Source organism: Williamsia herbipolensis, from assembly GCF_036153515.1.
GTDB classification, from domain to species: domain Bacteria; phylum Actinomycetota; class Actinomycetes; order Mycobacteriales; family Mycobacteriaceae; genus Williamsia_A; species Williamsia_A herbipolensis.
This window is the reverse complement of record NZ_CP108021.1, coordinates 967,003-981,553: the sequence shown is the minus strand read 5'-3', so window position 1 is coordinate 981,553 and position 14,551 is coordinate 967,003. Positions and strand designations below refer to the sequence as shown.

The 14,551-nt window shown below is 69.6% G+C and carries 13 protein-coding genes and 1 pseudogene; 7 read left to right on the top strand and 7 right to left on the bottom strand.

All coding sequences use genetic code 11. The annotated features are described in order from the left end of the window. The 3 genes from OG579_RS04435 (at position 1) to OG579_RS04425 (ending at position 2,147) form a co-directional block, all read left to right on the top strand. The gene (locus tag OG579_RS04435; protein ID WP_328858235.1) at positions 1–381 is read left to right on the top strand and encodes a hypothetical protein; all 381 of its coding nucleotides are present in this window, start codon (positions 1–3) and stop codon (positions 379–381) included. Continuing rightward, positions 378–1,355 (top strand): ROK family protein, encoded by a 978-nt coding sequence (locus tag OG579_RS04430; RefSeq protein ID WP_328858234.1) that lies wholly within the window; start codon positions 378–380, stop codon positions 1,353–1,355. Before OG579_RS04435 ends, OG579_RS04430 begins: the two co-directional genes overlap by 4 nt. Before the next feature lie 69 nt (positions 1,356–1,424). Continuing rightward, a complete protein-coding gene (locus OG579_RS04425; RefSeq protein WP_045823095.1) occupies positions 1,425–2,147 on the top strand; it encodes a lysophospholipid acyltransferase family protein in 723 nt (240 codons plus the stop codon). On the opposite strand, the gene OG579_RS04420 is transcribed toward OG579_RS04425, so the two are convergent. Continuing rightward, positions 2,069–3,310 (bottom strand): glycosyltransferase 87 family protein, encoded by a 1,242-nt coding sequence (locus tag OG579_RS04420; protein WP_328858233.1) that lies wholly within the window; start codon positions 3,308–3,310, stop codon positions 2,069–2,071. The two genes, OG579_RS04425 and OG579_RS04420, sit on opposite strands and share 79 nt — an antisense overlap. Before the next feature lie 33 nt (positions 3,311–3,343). On the opposite strand from OG579_RS04420, the gene OG579_RS04415 reads away from it, so the two are divergent. Then, on the top strand, positions 3,344–3,826 hold the full coding sequence (locus OG579_RS04415) for a polyadenylate-specific 3'-exoribonuclease AS (RefSeq protein WP_045823298.1): 483 nt from the start codon (positions 3,344–3,346) through the stop codon (positions 3,824–3,826). A gap of 52 nt (positions 3,827–3,878) precedes the next feature. Next, positions 3,879–5,279, top strand: a complete 1,401-nt coding sequence (locus OG579_RS04410; protein WP_328858232.1) for a class II 3-deoxy-7-phosphoheptulonate synthase — start codon at positions 3,879–3,881, stop codon at positions 5,277–5,279. Here OG579_RS04410 and OG579_RS04405 read toward each other — a convergent pair. Together OG579_RS04405 and OG579_RS04400 are read right to left on the bottom strand one after the other, a co-directional pair. Next, positions 5,235–5,738 (bottom strand): annotated as a pseudogene (locus OG579_RS04405) (GNAT family N-acetyltransferase); the annotation flags it as partial. The gene OG579_RS04410 and the pseudogene OG579_RS04405 sit on opposite strands and share 45 nt — an antisense overlap. 175 nt (positions 5,739–5,913) lie before the next feature. Next, on the bottom strand, positions 5,914–7,152 hold the full coding sequence (locus tag OG579_RS04400; RefSeq protein ID WP_328858231.1) for a protein kinase domain-containing protein: 1,239 nt from the start codon (positions 7,150–7,152) through the stop codon (positions 5,914–5,916). 110 nt (positions 7,153–7,262) lie between these two features. Between OG579_RS04400 and OG579_RS04395 the strand changes: the two genes are divergently transcribed. Next, the gene (locus tag OG579_RS04395) at positions 7,263–7,628 is read left to right on the top strand and encodes an Rv2175c family DNA-binding protein (protein WP_045823092.1); all 366 of its coding nucleotides are present in this window, start codon (positions 7,263–7,265) and stop codon (positions 7,626–7,628) included. Between the two features lie 12 nt (positions 7,629–7,640). Here OG579_RS04395 and OG579_RS04390 read toward each other — a convergent pair whose 3' ends face one another. Next, the gene (locus OG579_RS04390) at positions 7,641–9,416 is read right to left on the bottom strand and encodes a S53 family peptidase (RefSeq protein ID WP_328858230.1); all 1,776 of its coding nucleotides are present in this window, start codon (positions 9,414–9,416) and stop codon (positions 7,641–7,643) included. 245 nt (positions 9,417–9,661) lie between these two features. Here OG579_RS04390 and OG579_RS04385 point away from each other — a divergent pair, with 245 nt between their 5' ends. Further along, positions 9,662–10,522 (top strand): cutinase family protein, encoded by an 861-nt coding sequence (locus OG579_RS04385; RefSeq protein WP_328858229.1) that lies wholly within the window; start codon positions 9,662–9,664, stop codon positions 10,520–10,522. Positions 10,523–10,528: 6 nt separating this feature from the next. Here the strand turns inward: OG579_RS04385 and OG579_RS04380 are convergent, their stop codons facing one another. The 3 genes from OG579_RS04380 to crtI are packed head-to-tail and all read right to left on the bottom strand — an operon-like array spanning position 10,529 to position 14,543. Then, positions 10,529–11,431, bottom strand: coding sequence for a phytoene/squalene synthase family protein (locus tag OG579_RS04380; RefSeq protein WP_328858228.1), 903 nt, complete (start codon positions 11,429–11,431; stop codon positions 10,529–10,531). Continuing rightward, positions 11,428–13,026, bottom strand: coding sequence for an alpha-(1->6)-mannopyranosyltransferase A (locus OG579_RS04375; RefSeq protein ID WP_408068746.1), 1,599 nt, complete (start codon positions 13,024–13,026; stop codon positions 11,428–11,430). The genes OG579_RS04380 and OG579_RS04375 overlap by 4 nt, the downstream gene beginning before the upstream one ends. Continuing rightward, entirely contained in the window at positions 13,023–14,543 is a 1,521-nt protein-coding gene (gene crtI, locus OG579_RS04370) for a phytoene desaturase family protein (protein WP_328858227.1), read from the bottom strand. The genes OG579_RS04375 and crtI overlap by 4 nt, the downstream gene beginning before the upstream one ends. Positions 14,544–14,551 lie beyond the last annotated feature (8 nt).

The window sequence follows — 14,551 nt, the reverse complement described above, 5'->3', positions numbered from 1 at the left end:
ATGGACGAATCGGCCCGCGGGGAGAGACCTCCCGACGCGGATCCGATGCGTGCACTCGTCCTCGCGATGCTCGATCGGATCGAACAGTTCGCGACCACCGTCATCAGCGATCGTGACGGGGGACCGCCCGCCAACGGCGACCGCTCGTCGGCCGATCTCGGTCCGGCCATCCGACAGGCCGTCGACCAGATGATCGCCGAGATCGGTGACATCGTGAACCGCCTCATCGTGGCGGCCATCGCCGTGCTGGAGGCCATCTCGGCGGGTCTCACCGAAGCCGTCGGCGAACGGGCACAACGCACCGCCTCGACCCGACCGGCGCACTCGACCGGGTTCGTGCCGATCACCGTCGAGGTCGAGACCGGGGAGCCGCAGTTGTGACCGGCGATCTGACCATCGGGATCGACATCGGCGGCACCAGCATCCGTGCCGCCGTGGTCGACGAACGGGGTCAGATCGTCGACACCGCACGTGCCCAGACACCCGCCACCGCGTGGGCGCTGGAGAAGTGTCTCGACCACATGGTCGACCGGCTGCGGTCGCGGTCGGAGGTGGTGGCGGTGGGCCTCGCGATCGCCGGCTTCCTCACCCCGGACCGTTCGGTGGTCCGCTTCGCGCCGCACCTGCCCTGGCGTGAGACCGCCGTCGCGGCCGAGATGTCGGGCCGCACAGGGCTTCCCGTGTCGTGCGAACACGACGCGAATGCGGCCGCAATCGCCGAACGCCGTTTCGGTGCCGCCGCCGGTGGCCACAACACCATCGTGCTCGCCATCGGTACCGGCATCGGCGTCGGGTTCCTCCTCGAGGGGGAGATCTACCGCGGGAGTCACGGCGTGGCGCCCGAGCTCGGCCACCTGCAGGTGGTCGTCGACGGCCGTCCCTGCTCGTGCGGCAAACGCGGATGCTGGGAGAGATATTGCAGCGGAACGGCTCTCGTCGACAACGTCGTCGAGATCGTCGCCGACGGCAGGGTGCCCACGAGTGCCCTCGCGCGTGAGATCGCCGAGGACCCCGGTTCGCTCACGGGTCGGCGGGTGGCCGCCGCGGCGCACGACGGCGACCCGGTGGCGGTGGCGGCGTTCGCCGACTTCGCCCGATGGCTCGGTCAGGGCATGGCGATGATCGCCGACATCTTCGACCCCGATCTCATCGTGCTGGCCGGCGGTGTCGGTGCCGCCGGTGGCCTGTTCCTCGACGAGGCGCGCGAACACTACGGCGCGATGGTGACCGGTAGCGGTCACCGACGGCTGGCCCGCATCCGCAGCACCCAACTCGGCGAGGCCGCCGGGATGATCGGTGCCGCGGCGGTCGCCAGATCCGATCTCGCCGACGGTGTCCCCGTACTGCGTGGGTGAGTAGAGTCGTCCGCAGTTGCGAGTGGTTGCGGATTCGGGGCACGTCGGGTCGATCGGAGTTGCTGGGGTATGTGGTACTGGCTGTTCAAGTACGTCCTGTTGGGGCCGGTCCTCAAGCTGGTCGGTCGACCCCGTGTCGAGGGTCTCGAGAATCTCCCGTCGCGTGGCCCGGCGATCCTCGCCAGCAATCACCTCGCCGTCGTCGACAGCTTCTACCTTCCGATGGCCGTTCCGCGTCGTATCTACTTCCTCGCCAAGAGCGAGTACTTCACCGGCACCGGACTGAAGGGCGGCTTCCAGCGGTGGTTCTTCACCGCGGTCGGCCAGATCCCGATCGATCGCAGCGGCGCCGATGCCGCCGAGAACGCGCTCATCTCCGCGCGCCGCAAACTCGAGTCCGGTGAGTTGATGGGTATGTACCCCGAGGGCACACGCTCACCCGACGGACGGTTGTTCAAGGGCAAGACCGGCCTCGCTCGCATCGCCATGGAGACCGGCGTCCCCGTGATCCCGGTCGCGATGATCAACACCGACAAGCTGAACCCGCCCGGCACCACCATCCCCCGGCGGGCGCAGATCACGGTGAAGATCGGTAAGCCACTGGACTTCTCGCGCTACGAGGGCATGAACGGCAACCGCTTCATCGAGCGTGCGGTGACCGACGAGATCATGTACGAACTGATGCGCCTGAGCGGTCAGAAGTACGTCGACATCTACGCCGCAAGTCTGAAGAACGCCCCCGAGGGTGCCGCGCCGGCGATCCCGGGGGAGCGCTCGGAACCCGCCGCCTGACCGACCACGACGATCGTCACCAGGACCGCCAGTCCCCACAGGCAGTACGCGTTTCCCGCGACGGCCTCGACCACCGACCAGCGCGACGAGTGGACGGGCAGGAACTGGAACGGCCCGGCCACCATCACCAGTGTGCCGACGCCGGCGAGCGCCGCGTGGGAACGACGCACCAGGCGATCGTCGGTACGCGCCGCCACCACGGCCAGCGCGATGATCGCCGGGACCGCCCACACCCAGTGATGCGCCCACGACGTCGGTGAGACCATCACCGCCCACACCGCGACCACCGACACCGCGAGCACGTCGCCGCCGAGGCGGTCGCAGCGACGCAACGCCATGACGGCCAACGCGGTCAGGCCGACCACCGACACCGCCCACACCACCTGCTCGGCCGGCCCGGACCAGCCGAGCACCCGGATCCAGAACCCGTTGACACTCTGGTTGATACCGCCGGACAGGTCGCCGATGCGATCGGTGTGGAAGACGGTGTGGCCCCAGTAGCGGACCGAATCCACCGGCGCCCACACCAGTCCCAGCAGAGCCAGGCCGACGAACGTCCCGATCGCGCGAGACGTCGCCCGCCACTCGCGTCGCACGATCAGGAACAGGACGAAGGCGAGCGGGGTCAGCTTGATCGCGGCCGCCACCCCGATGAGCGTGCCGCGCCACCGGGAACCGGTCGGCAGTACCAACAGATCGACGGCGACGAGCACCATCAGCACGACGTTGACCTGTCCGAAGCCGAGTGTCATCCAGTAGGGGTTGGTCCACAGCGCAGCGGTCGCGACCGCGAGGGCGGTCGTCCCGCGGCGGGTGGCGGGTCCGATCTCCAGCCGGGCGACGACGATGCGTGACACGACCACCGTCGCCGCGACGGTCGCCAGCGCGATCGCCGCGCCGGCGACCACCAGAGGCACCACGGTGAACGGCAGGAACGACAGAGCCGCGAACGGGGGGTAGGTGAACGGCAGCCAGATCCCGTCGGTGGTGAACGGCATCGACCCCGCGGCGTACAACGATCCGCCGTTGCGCCACAGCTGCGCCCCGAGCCGGTACACGTCGATGTCGATGCGCGCGAAGTCACCGAACGAACGGGTCAGCGGCATCCCGACCACCCGGACCAGCGCGGTGGCGACGAACATCGCCACGACCACGGCGGTCACCGCCCGCGCCGCGATACGCCTAGGCTTTTCCGAATGCGCTTCTTCTACGACTCCGAGTTCATCGAAGACGGACGAACCATCGAGCTCGTCTCGATCGGTGTCGTCGCCGAGGACGGCCGGGAGTTCTACGCGGTCTCCTCGGAGTTCGATCCCGAGCGCGCCGGGGACTGGGTCAGGGCTCATGTGTTGCCACACTTGCCGTCGCCGTCGTCGAAGGTGTGGCGTAGCAGGCGACAGATACGTGACGATCTGTTGAACTTCTTGACCGCCTCAGGTGGCGACATCGAGTTGTGGGCGTGGATCGGCGCCTACGACCACGTGGTGTTGTGCCAGCTCTGGGGATCGATGACGGCGCTGCCACGGCCGATCCCGCGGTTCACCCGCGAGCTCCGGCAGCACTGGGAGTCGCTGGGGCGGCCGCCGCTGCCGCCGTCGCCCGCCGACGCCCACGACGCCCTCGTCGACGCGCGACACAATCTGGCCCGATGGAAGGCCATGACCGAGCTCACCGCCTGACCTGCGCACGACCGCGGGAGGGGCTGCGGCGCGCGGGCACTAAGCTGGGCCGGTGGTGAACTGGACCGTAGACGTACCGCTCGACGAACTGCCCGAGCTGCCCCCGCTTCCCGGCGCTCTGGCCGATCGCTTCGCCGCGGCCCTCGGGCGGCCCGCGCTGCAGCAGCCGAGCTGGCCCGAGGACAAGGCCCGCGCGATGCGCACCGTGCTGGAGAGCGTGCCGCCGATCTGCATGCCCGAGGAGGTGCACCGCCTGTCGGGTCAGCTGGCCCAGGTCGCACGCGGTGAGGCGTTCCTCCTGCAGGGCGGCGACTGCGCCGAGACCTTCGTCGACAACACCGAACCACACATCAAGGGCAACATCCGCACGCTGTTGCAGATGGCCGTGGTGCTCACCTACGGCGCCAGCATGCCGGTGGTGAAGGTCGCCCGCATAGCCGGGCAGTACGCGAAGCCCCGGTCGTCGAACACCGACGCCCTCGGCCTGCCGTCGTACCGCGGCGACATGGTCAACGGTTTCGTCGCCGACGAAGCGGTGCGCGCACACGATCCGTCACGCCTGGTGCGCGCCTACGCCAACGCGAGCGCCGCCATGAACCTGGTGCGCGCCCTGACCGGTGCGGGCCTCGCCGATCTGCACCGCGTCCACGACTGGAACCGCGAGTTCGTGCGGACCTCGCCCGCCGGGGCCCGCTACGAGGCGCTGGCCTCCGAGATCGACCGGGCGCTGCGGTTCATGGACGCGTGCGAGGTGCGTGATTCGAACCTGGAGTCGGCCAACATCTTCGCCTCCCACGAGGCACTGGTGCTCGACTACGAGCGCGGACTGCTGCGTCTGGCCGAGAACCCCGCCGACCCCGAGGGCGACCCGGTGCTGTTCGACCTGTCGGCCCACTTCCTGTGGATCGGCGAGCGGACCCGCCAGCTCGACGGCGCGCACATCGCGCTGGCCGAGCTGATCGCCAACCCGATCGGTGTGAAAATCGGCCCGACGACGACGCCCGAGCAGGCCGTCGAGTACGTCGAGCGCCTCGACCCGCATCGTGTCGACGGGCGTCTGACACTGGTGGCGCGGATGGGCAACGGCAACGTACGCGACGTACTGCCGCCGATCGTCGCGGCCGTCGAGGCCACCGGCCACAAGGTGATCTGGCAGTGCGACCCGATGCACGGCAACACCCACGAGGCGTCGACCGGGTTCAAGACACGGCACTTCGACCGCATCGTCGACGAGGTGCAGGGGTTCTTCGAGGTCCACCGTGCCCTGGGCTCACACCCCGGTGGCGTGCACATCGAGCTCACCGGCGAGGACGTCACCGAATGCCTCGGTGGCGCACAGGACATCTCCGACCTCGATCTGGCCGGCCGTTACGAGACCGCCTGCGACCCGCGCCTCAACACCCAGCAGTCATTGGAGCTGGCGTTCCTCGTCGCGGAGATGTTGCGCGGCTGACGCGACCCGTCCGTGGCAGTGCATGTCGTGCCAGCCATCGAGGTGGGGAACCGCTGATCCTCGGGTCCCTTCCGATGCGAAGCAGGCACTCTCCGCGGTTCGGCATGACGCTGTATTCGCAGTCGAATGCTCGAGCTGTAACCGGTGCAAGCTCGCGGTTTCGAATGCCCAGCGCGACACGGCGTCGACGGCTGATGCGCAGAGGCCCCGGCCGCGCGCCACGGGCACCATCCAGTACGCGACCTCGGCATTGCCATCGCGGAGATCGAGGCGCTTGAGTGCCACACGGCCGAGAACGACCCGCCTCGACACGTCCGTCAATGCCCACTGGGCGCCGGATCCCTGAGTCCATGCCGATCGCCAGCGGTCGACGATTGCCTGTGCCTCGTCGTGGTCGTCGATCCGCCGGCCGTGCCACCGCTGAATGGCCGGATCGGCGTAGGCCGCAATGATCGCCTCCGCGTCGCGCCGACGTCGATCGTGGGTTGCTCACCAGAGGTGAGGCCTGCGGACACGACGGGTTCATCATCGCCCGTCCGTGGCGGGGCGTTCACAACTCACACCGATAACGTTCGGCGCGTGGACTATCCACTCGCCGGGCCTCAGCGGTGCGATCTGTGTACGCGAGGCGCGTTCAGGCGAACTGCGTCCCGAGCCACCAGCCGCCGACGGCCAGGGCGATCGCGAGGATCGCGATCATCACGGTGAGAACCCGGGCCCGTCGGCGCGCCCGTAGCCGGGCCTCGGCGAACTCCACGGCGTGCGCGGCCAGGCGGGGACGTGCACGGTGCTCGTCGTCGAACCGTGGACGATCGAACCGAGGGTCGTCGCGCGGATCGTCCCGGTCGTCGATGCGTGTGTGCGAGGTCGGCGGCGGACCGACCGGGCCCGAGTCCATCATCCGGGTGTCGGTGCGCGGCACGGGTCCTCGCGGGGTCGGCGGGGCCACCGGTGCGCGGCCGTTGCGATACGCGACCACCGTCTCGCGCTCGGCCGATCGTGTCGGGGCGGGAACGGTGAACGGCGGGAGGCGCAGGTCGTCGATGATCGACTCGAGGGCGTCGAGCATGTCGTCGCCGTCGGCGAAACGCGCCTGCGGGTCGCGGGCGGTCGCCGTGAGGACGAGATCGTCGAACTCCCGCGGCACCCCGGCGATGACCCGGCTCGGCGGTCCGACGTCGCGGTGCAGTCGCGCGTACGCGAGCGCGAGCGAGGTGTCTCCGTTGAACGGTGTTGTCCCGGTCAGCATCTCGTAGACGAGGATACCCATGGAGTAGATGTCGCTGCGGGCGTCGGAATCGGCCGACTCGACCTGTTCGGGCGACAGGTAGGCCGCGGTGCCGAGGATGACGCTGTCGGAGGTGATGCCCGCAGCGGCGATCGCGCGCACCAGGCCGAAGTCGACGACCTTCACATCCCCGCTGTCGGAGATCAACACGTTCTCGGGTTTGACGTCGCGGTGGACGAGACCGTGGGCGTGCGCGGCGCCCAGACCACCGAGCACCGGCACCGCCACGGCCGCGACCGCATGCGGGGGCATCGGTCCGCGCTCGGTGAGCAGCTCGCGCAGCGTCCCGCCCTCGACGAGTTCCATCACGAGGAAGGCGTATTCGCCGTCGACGCCCTGGTCGTAGACCGGCACCAGACCGGGATCCTTGAGGCGGGCCACCGAGCGTGCCTCGAACTCGAACCGCGACAGGAACTGCGGGTCAGCGCTGTACCGCGGGTCCATCACCTTCACCGCGACCGGTCGGTCGAGGCGCAGATCCATCCCGAGGTACACGCTCGACATACCGCCGCGCGCGATGAGCGCGTCGATCCGGTACCGGCGTTCGAGTCGTGCGCCCAGCAGGACGTCGCGTACGGCACTCATCCGCGTGCGTCCGGCTCTGCGATGTCCATCCGATCAGCCTAGCGAGCCGCAGGTGTCTCTCCGGTGCAGGCGTGTTCGTGCCGACGTCACGTTTCGGTAGGGTTTCCCGCGTGGCCTCCCTTCCGATGACCGTTGTCGACCTGCCCGACGGCGAGCCGCTGCTCGACATCACCGGCGCGGCCCGGCGCCTCGGGCTCTCGGCGGGCAAGATCCGCACGATGGTCGCCGAGCACGAGTTGCTGGCGGTCAACGTCGAGGGCCAGCCGATGATCCCCGAGGTCTTCTTCGACGACGACGGCATCGCGAAGCACCTCACCGGACTGATCGCCGTGCTCTACGACGGTGGATTCGACCGCGACGGGGTCATGCGGTGGCTGTTCACCGTCCATGACGACCTCGGCGAGTACCCCGCCCGCGCGCTGCACGGACATTCCGCCCGCGAGATGATCCGACGGGCCCAGGCACTCGGGTTCTGACACGACGTCCCGCTACGGCGAGATGATCGCCGTCGCGTACGCCGGGTTGGACGGGGTGCCCAGGCCCGTCGTCTTGTCGTACCCCGCGGTCGTCGCATAGACCTGTGCGTTCCCGGTGATGGAGTTCGTCCCGGTGGTGATGTCGTGGAACGCCGTCGGGGTGGCGGTGGCGACCTTGTAGAGCGTCGGGTTGATGTTGCCGAAGCGGACACCTCTCGCCTTGGCGGCGGCCAGCGCGAACAGACCCGCATTGAGCGGGGCCGCACCACTGGTGCCCGCCGACGCGCTCCAGCCGCCGCCGTTGTCGTTGCCGTTCTGGTCGATCAGTTCGGTGCGGACACTGAACTGGTATTCGGCGGCGACGGCCGAGATGTCGGGCACCTGCCGCTTGGCGCCGGTGTCGACGCCGGTGCCGGTCTGCCAGGACGGTCGGGCGAAGTAGGTCGACACGCCACCGCCGCCGGCGCCGCGGAACGACGTGTCGGTGCCGGTCGCGTAGTCGTTCCACACCTTGTCGTTGGCCCAGGCCCCGGTGGTCGAGTTGATGTAGAGGCGGGTGCCGCCGACGCTCGTCACGTTCGGGTCGGATGCCGGGTAGTCGACGGTGATGGTCGTGTCGCGCGAACTCGGGTCCCACTGGTCGGATGCGCCGTGATCGCCCGCGGCGTCGACGAACGTCTGTCCCTGCGCCACACCCTGGGCGATGATGTTCGACAGCGCGCGGATACCCGATGCGCCTTCCCGTTGTTCGGACGCGCCCCAGCTGATGGAGACGATCGACGCGCGGTTGTCGGACACGATCCTGCCGTAGAGATCGACGTCGGCGCTGTCGGTGTTGGGAGCCTGGTAGTCGAGGATCGTCGCCTTCGGGGCGATGGCGTGCAACACCTCGATGTCGAGGTCGACCTCACCCTGACCGGACAAATCGCCGGCGGGTCCGCCGTCGACGTTTACTGTCTGGACCGCGGGAGCGGTGATGCCGTACTGGGCGTCGTAGGCCTGGTAGTTCGCCGGGTGGTACCCCGAGAACTCGACGAGTGCGATGGTCTGACCGGCGCCGCCGTTGCCTCCGATGGACGATGTCGCGTACGCGGAGGCCAGCTCTTTCGCCGTGAAACCGCCCTTGGGCCCGGTGCCCTTGTCCGTTGCCGCGTTCGGCAGCACCTTGGGGGTCTGGGTGATCTGTGTCGTCGGCGGCGGGGTGACGGGTAGAGGGTTGTCGGTGAGCCCGGAGACGTCGGTGATGATCGACGCCGCCGCGGGCGATGCCTTGGCGCTGCTGTCGGCACCGATGAACTTCGCGCCGTTCGTCGGATCCCGGTACTGCGAGAGGGATGTCCCGAAGGTGTCCCCGAGCTGGCCCACCGTTCCCGACGCGGTGATGGTCTGTGTGCCCGGGGTGAGGCTGCCGACCTGGAGACCGTGCGAGGTGAGGTAGTTCGAGACCGTCGAGACCTGGGTGGGTGAGGGGCCGAAGCGGTCGGCGAACTCCCTGGGGGACAGGAATTTCCGGAACTGCGCCGACGCGGGGTCGCTCACCGATGTGTCGAAGTCGGCCAACCCCTGAGGATCCCGCGACGCGAGGGCCACCGTCACCGTGCGACGCTCCTGTGTGGGGGCGCCACCCACCTTCGCCGACCGTGCCACGCGGGGGCTGACCTGGGCGCGTCCGTTGTCGACCGGTGCCACCGGTGCGTCGCCGGGGGGTGCCGCCCACGCGACTCCCGAGCCGAGGGCGACGGCGACCACCGTTGCCGCGGTGACCGGGATCAGGCGTCTCGATGCCATGTATGTGACTCATTTCCCTTGTGCACGCGCGGGTTCGCCGGTCGGCGACCTGCCGCGTGTTCCTCGATGACGGGAAAGTTATCAGCTGATGAGGAAGAGTAACTAGCTATACGAACTGTTCTGATCGGAACTGATCCGACCGTAACCTCGACGACACCGAAAGTGGGCAAACCGGCCGCGCAGGTCTTTTCACACCCGGGACGGCCGGTGTGTCGGGCATGATCGGGCGTATGGGAAGTGGTGTCGTGCGTTCTGTGGTGGCGCTGTGCTCGACGCTCGTCGTCGCATCCGGGATCTCGGCCGGGGTCGCCGGCGCGACACCGTCGTCGACGCCGGGCGCCGCGCGGTGTCCGGCCGCGGTGGTGATGCCCGCGAGGGGCAGTGGCGACCCGGTGCTCGCCCCGCAGCGCTACGGACGGGTGGTCTCCGACGGCTACGAGGGTCCGCTGTTCCACACCCTGCTGGCGGCAACCTACTCCGGGGCGCCCGCGGACGTCGCCGGGGTGCCCGTGGTGACCACCGGTCCCGGCTACCAGGCGGTGTCGATCGAGAACGGCACGCGCAACCGGTCTTTCGGGATGTCGATCGCCTCGGGGGTCTCGGCCCTCGTCGACCGATACGACCGAGCGGCGGCGGCAGGCGGCCCCGGCTGCCGTCCGACGGCGGTCCTGCTCGGCTACTCCCAGGGCGCCGCGGTGGTGCGCACGGTCGCCCGCCGGTTGGCGCCGCGTGGCGTGGTCGGTGCGGTCATGTTGTTCGGCGACCCCTTCCAGGTCCCCGGGGCCGACGGTGTCCACGGCGCCGGTTCGACGGGCACGGGTATCTGGCGCACCGAGGCCACCGCCGCGATCTCCGGAGTCGACACGATCGGCGCCGACGCCTACTACCGGTTGCCCGGCATCGCCCGATGGTCGCTGTGTCACGGCGGTGATCCGGTGTGCGGCTTCGGTCCCGGAGCCGATCTCCTGGGGCAACAGCACGTGAACTACCTCCGCGACGGACTGCGGTACGTGCCGGCGGCGGGACGCCCCGCGTCGCCACGGACCGAACTGCAGGAGGCGGTCGCCGTACTGCGCGGTTACCTGCGCAGCGCGTCGACCCGCTGACCGACGTCAGCGGCGTGTGAGCAGCGCCCCCAGGGCGCGACGTGCCCGACGACGGTTCGGTACCACCACACGGTGGTCGAGGATCTGGTGATCGACGGCCTCGATGCGATCGAGGATGTCCCGGTAGAGCTCGAACGCCGCGCGGATACCCGGTCGGCTGCGGGGATCGATCAATGCGATACCCGGTTCGGCGTCGCGGTAGCGGGCGCGCGTCACCGCGATGCAGTGCGCCAACGCGCGGCGCACCTCCGGTGGTGTGACACCGGTCCTGCGTGCCTCGAACAGCATGGTCTCGTCGACGCCGAACGACGCGAGTTCGTCGGTGGGGAGGTAGATCCGGTCCCTGTCGAGGTCCTCGCCGATGTCGCGGATGAAGTTGGTGAGCTGGAACGCCTCGCCGAGCGCGATGGCGGGTTCGCGCGCCGCGTCTGGGTCGAGTGTGCCGATGATGGGCAGCATCTGCAGACCGATGACCGCGGCCGATCCCCACATGTACTCACCGATCTCGGCGAAGGTGCGGTAGCGCGACCGGAACAGTGCGCTCTGGGGGAGATCCATCCGCATCGACGCCAGGAACGCGCGGAAATACGACTCGGGGATGTCGAAACGGGCGATGGTGTCGGCCAGCGCCAGGACCACCTCGTCGACGTCGGAGAGGTCGTCGCTCGGATCGGGTCGCAGTGCGCGGGACAGTTGCGCGTCGATCGCGTCCACACCGCCGACCGGGTCGGGATGGCCGGGCACATCGACGATGTCGTCGACCATGCGGGCGAAGCCGTAGAGCGCGTAGACCCCGCGGCGACGGGCGGCCGGGAGCAACCGCGTGCCGAGGTAGTAGGTCCGACCGTGCGTCGCGGTCGCCTCGAGCCCGCGGAGGTAGCCACGCTCGGTGCGTTCGGCGACGGTCATGACGCTCCTGTCGATGGTGACCTCTGCCCGCTACGGCGCTGCGGTCGTACGAGGTTCCGTGGTCGCGGTGAATCCTTCCGCACCATCGACCAGCCCGCGAATCCGGCGATCGCCGCCGCGACGAGCAGGTCGACCGGCTCGTAGAGCAGGATCGAGTCGTCGGGCTGGAACACGATCAGCCCGAACGCGCACGCCGCGACGATCGCGGCGAGCGATCGCCGACCGAGCAGAGCGGCGCCGGCGAAGACCAGCGCCCAGCTGTAATACCAGGGCAGCGTGGACGGTTCGAGCGCCAACACCGCGGCCATCGCGACGGCGACCCCCACGACCGCCGTGCGCTCGTCGTGACGGAACCGCCACCAGGTCGCGACGAGGATCACCGCGAGTGCGACGGCTCCGACGGTTCGTGCGACGGAGAGCACCGGGGGCAGGGGCAGCGCGGTGAACGGTGCCGCCACCAGCGTCACGAGGTGTGCGACGGCGGTGGGGACGGTGAGCCAGTTGACGATCCGGTCGGCGTAGCCCAGGCCCGTCAACCACCCGAGACCGTGCCCGACGACGAGGGTCGCGACGCCGAACACCACCCCGGTGGTCGCGACGATCGCCCCCACGATCGCGACGACGTCGCGAGGGCGCACAGCGCGTTGCGAACGGATGTGCGCCAACCAGATCCAGAGCACGAACGGGACGGCGATGCCCGCGGTGATCTTGATCGACACCGCGACGGCCACCACGAGCAACCCGACGACGTGTCGTCGCGCGACGACCAGCGCCACCCCGGCGACCAGGAGCCCTGCCATCAGCATCTCGACATGCGGACCGCCGACGAGATGGATGACGAGCATGGGGTTGAACACCGCGAGCCACAGTGCGATACGCGGATCGCGTCCGAGTCGGCGTGCGAGCGCGGGTACCGCCCAGATCGCGAGCAGCCACCCGGGCAGCATCACCAGACGCATCGCGAACACCCCGGCGACCGGGTTGTCGCCCGTGACCTCGGTGACCCCGCGGGCGATCTCGACGAAGAACGGCCCGTACGGCGCGGTCGTGGTCGCCCACACCTGCGCCATCGAGTCGAGCAGGGGACCGGGGGAGGTGGCCGGTCCATCGGCGTAGGGGTTCAACCCGTCTCGCAGCAACGCGGCCTGCGCCAGGTAGGCGTAGACGTCGCGGCTGTAGACCGGGACCGCGAACATCAACGGCAGGGCCCAGGCCACCGCCCACCAGCGCAAGCCCGACACCTCGCCGTCGACCGCCGTCTCGGCGGTGGGGGAACCGTCGGCGTCGGGCACGTCGGCGTCGGACCGGTGCGCCAGGAATGTCCGCCCCAACCGCACCCAGGCCCACACCATGAGCGCCACACCGGCCCAGAACAGCAGGCCGGCAACCGATTTCCCGTGCCCGTAGGTGACCCACGCCATCGACGCGTCCTGCAGCCACGTGTTCGCGCGGGGGATGTCGCCGACCCCGTAGCTGCCCAGCGTGACGAGGATCGACGCCACGAGACCGAGTCGCAGCGACGAGACCACCGGTCGCCGCAGACCGGCGGGGGGCGACGTCGCGACGGTCACCGCGTCGGCGGACACCGGGGTCACCCGGTGATGCGCTCGGCGGCGAGCCGGCCCGACACCAGCACCGGCGGGATGCCGACGCCGGGGACGGTCGAGCTGCCCGCGAGCACCACGTTGACCGCACCGGGCCACAGGTTGCGGGTGCGCAGCGGCCCCGTCTGCGACAGGGTGTGTGCCGCCGCGAACGGTGTGCCCGCCGACATCCCCGCCCGGGCCCACACCCCGGGATCGTCGATGCGCATGATCTCGGCGTGCTCGGCGATCCCACGGTAACCGCGGCTCTCCAGAACCGAGAGGGTCTCGGCCACATAGGGTCCGGCCAACGCGTCCCACGGCAGATCGGCGCTGTCGAGGTTCGGGCACGGCGCCAACACGGTGACCGATTCCATCCCGTCGACGACGAAGTTGCCGGGATCGCTGATCGCGGGCCGGTTCATCAGCAGCGACGGATCGGTCATCAGTCGTCCCGAGCGGGCGGTGAGTTCACGGAACGTCGCGGTCCAGGCGTCGCCGAAGTCGATGGTGTGGTGACCCCCGGGCCAGACCGCGGTGAGGTCGGCGGGCACCCGGAGGTGCGCCACCACCGCGCTCGGGGAGTGCCGGACACGACGTCGTCGTGTCGGAGCCCCGGCGTGGGCCAACAGTCGGTCGGTGACGGGGGTGTCGGTCGTCATCACCACGGCGTCGCAGCCGATCTCGCCGTCACCGGTCACGACGGCCACCGCGCGCGGTCCGCCCGGTGCGGTGCGGTCGACGCGAACCGACTGCACCGGGGTGTCGTACACGATGGTGCCCCCGGCCTCGGCGAGCGCACGCGCCATCACCGCGCCGACACGTCCCATACCGCCACGCGGATAGGAGACGCCCATGCCGATGTCCATGTGCGAGATGACGGCGTAGATGGCCGGTGCCTGAGACGGTGGGACGCCCGCGTAGAGCGCCTGGAAGGTGAACGCGCGCTGCAGTCGGGTGTCGGTGACGAACCGGTTGATCGCGGGGGTGAGTCGCCGCACGGCGCCCATGGTGACGAGATCCTTGACGCCGGTGCGCATCCGGCGCGTGGTCACGTAGTCGAGGAGTCCGTCGGTGTTCTGGTCCATGAAGTCGTCGAACTCGACGTCGTAGAGCCGCTGGAGCCAGCTGCGCAGACGCAGGTATCCCGCCTCCTGCTCGGGACCGAACGTCGTGCCGATCGCGGTGGCGAGCTCGTCGGTGTCGCGCGGGACGGCGAAGTCGGTGCCGTCGGCGTAGCGCAGGTGATAGCTCGGGTCGAGCGGGATCAGGTCGAGCATGGCCCGCGCACTCGCGGCCGAGATACCGACGGCGGCCATCGGGGTCTCGATGAGCGACGGCATCGTCAACACCGATGCGCCGGTGTCGAACAGCGAGTCGCCGAGCTTCTCGGTGCGCACCCGTCCGCCCGGTGTGTGTTGTGCCTCCACCACGGTGACGCGGACGCCCTGACCGCGCAGGTACAGCGCAGCCGACAGCCCGGACAGGCCCGCTCCCACCACGACGACGTGCTCGACGGGCCCGGTCACCCTACGGT

Coding starts and splice junctions, on each gene's coding strand:
- OG579_RS04380 (WP_328858228.1), bottom strand. CDS start 11,431: ATGACCGTCGCCGAACGCACCGAGCGTGGCTACCTCCGCGGGCTCGAG.
- OG579_RS04400 (WP_328858231.1), bottom strand. CDS start 7,152: ATGAGTGCCGTACGCGACGTCCTGCTGGGCGCACGACTCGAACGCCGG.
- OG579_RS04425 (WP_045823095.1), top strand. CDS start 1,425: ATGTGGTACTGGCTGTTCAAGTACGTCCTGTTGGGGCCGGTCCTCAAG.
- OG579_RS04390 (WP_328858230.1), bottom strand. CDS start 9,416: ATGGCATCGAGACGCCTGATCCCGGTCACCGCGGCAACGGTGGTCGCC.
- OG579_RS04415 (WP_045823298.1), top strand. CDS start 3,344: ATGCGCTTCTTCTACGACTCCGAGTTCATCGAAGACGGACGAACCATC.
- OG579_RS04435 (WP_328858235.1), top strand. CDS start 1: ATGGACGAATCGGCCCGCGGGGAGAGACCTCCCGACGCGGATCCGATG.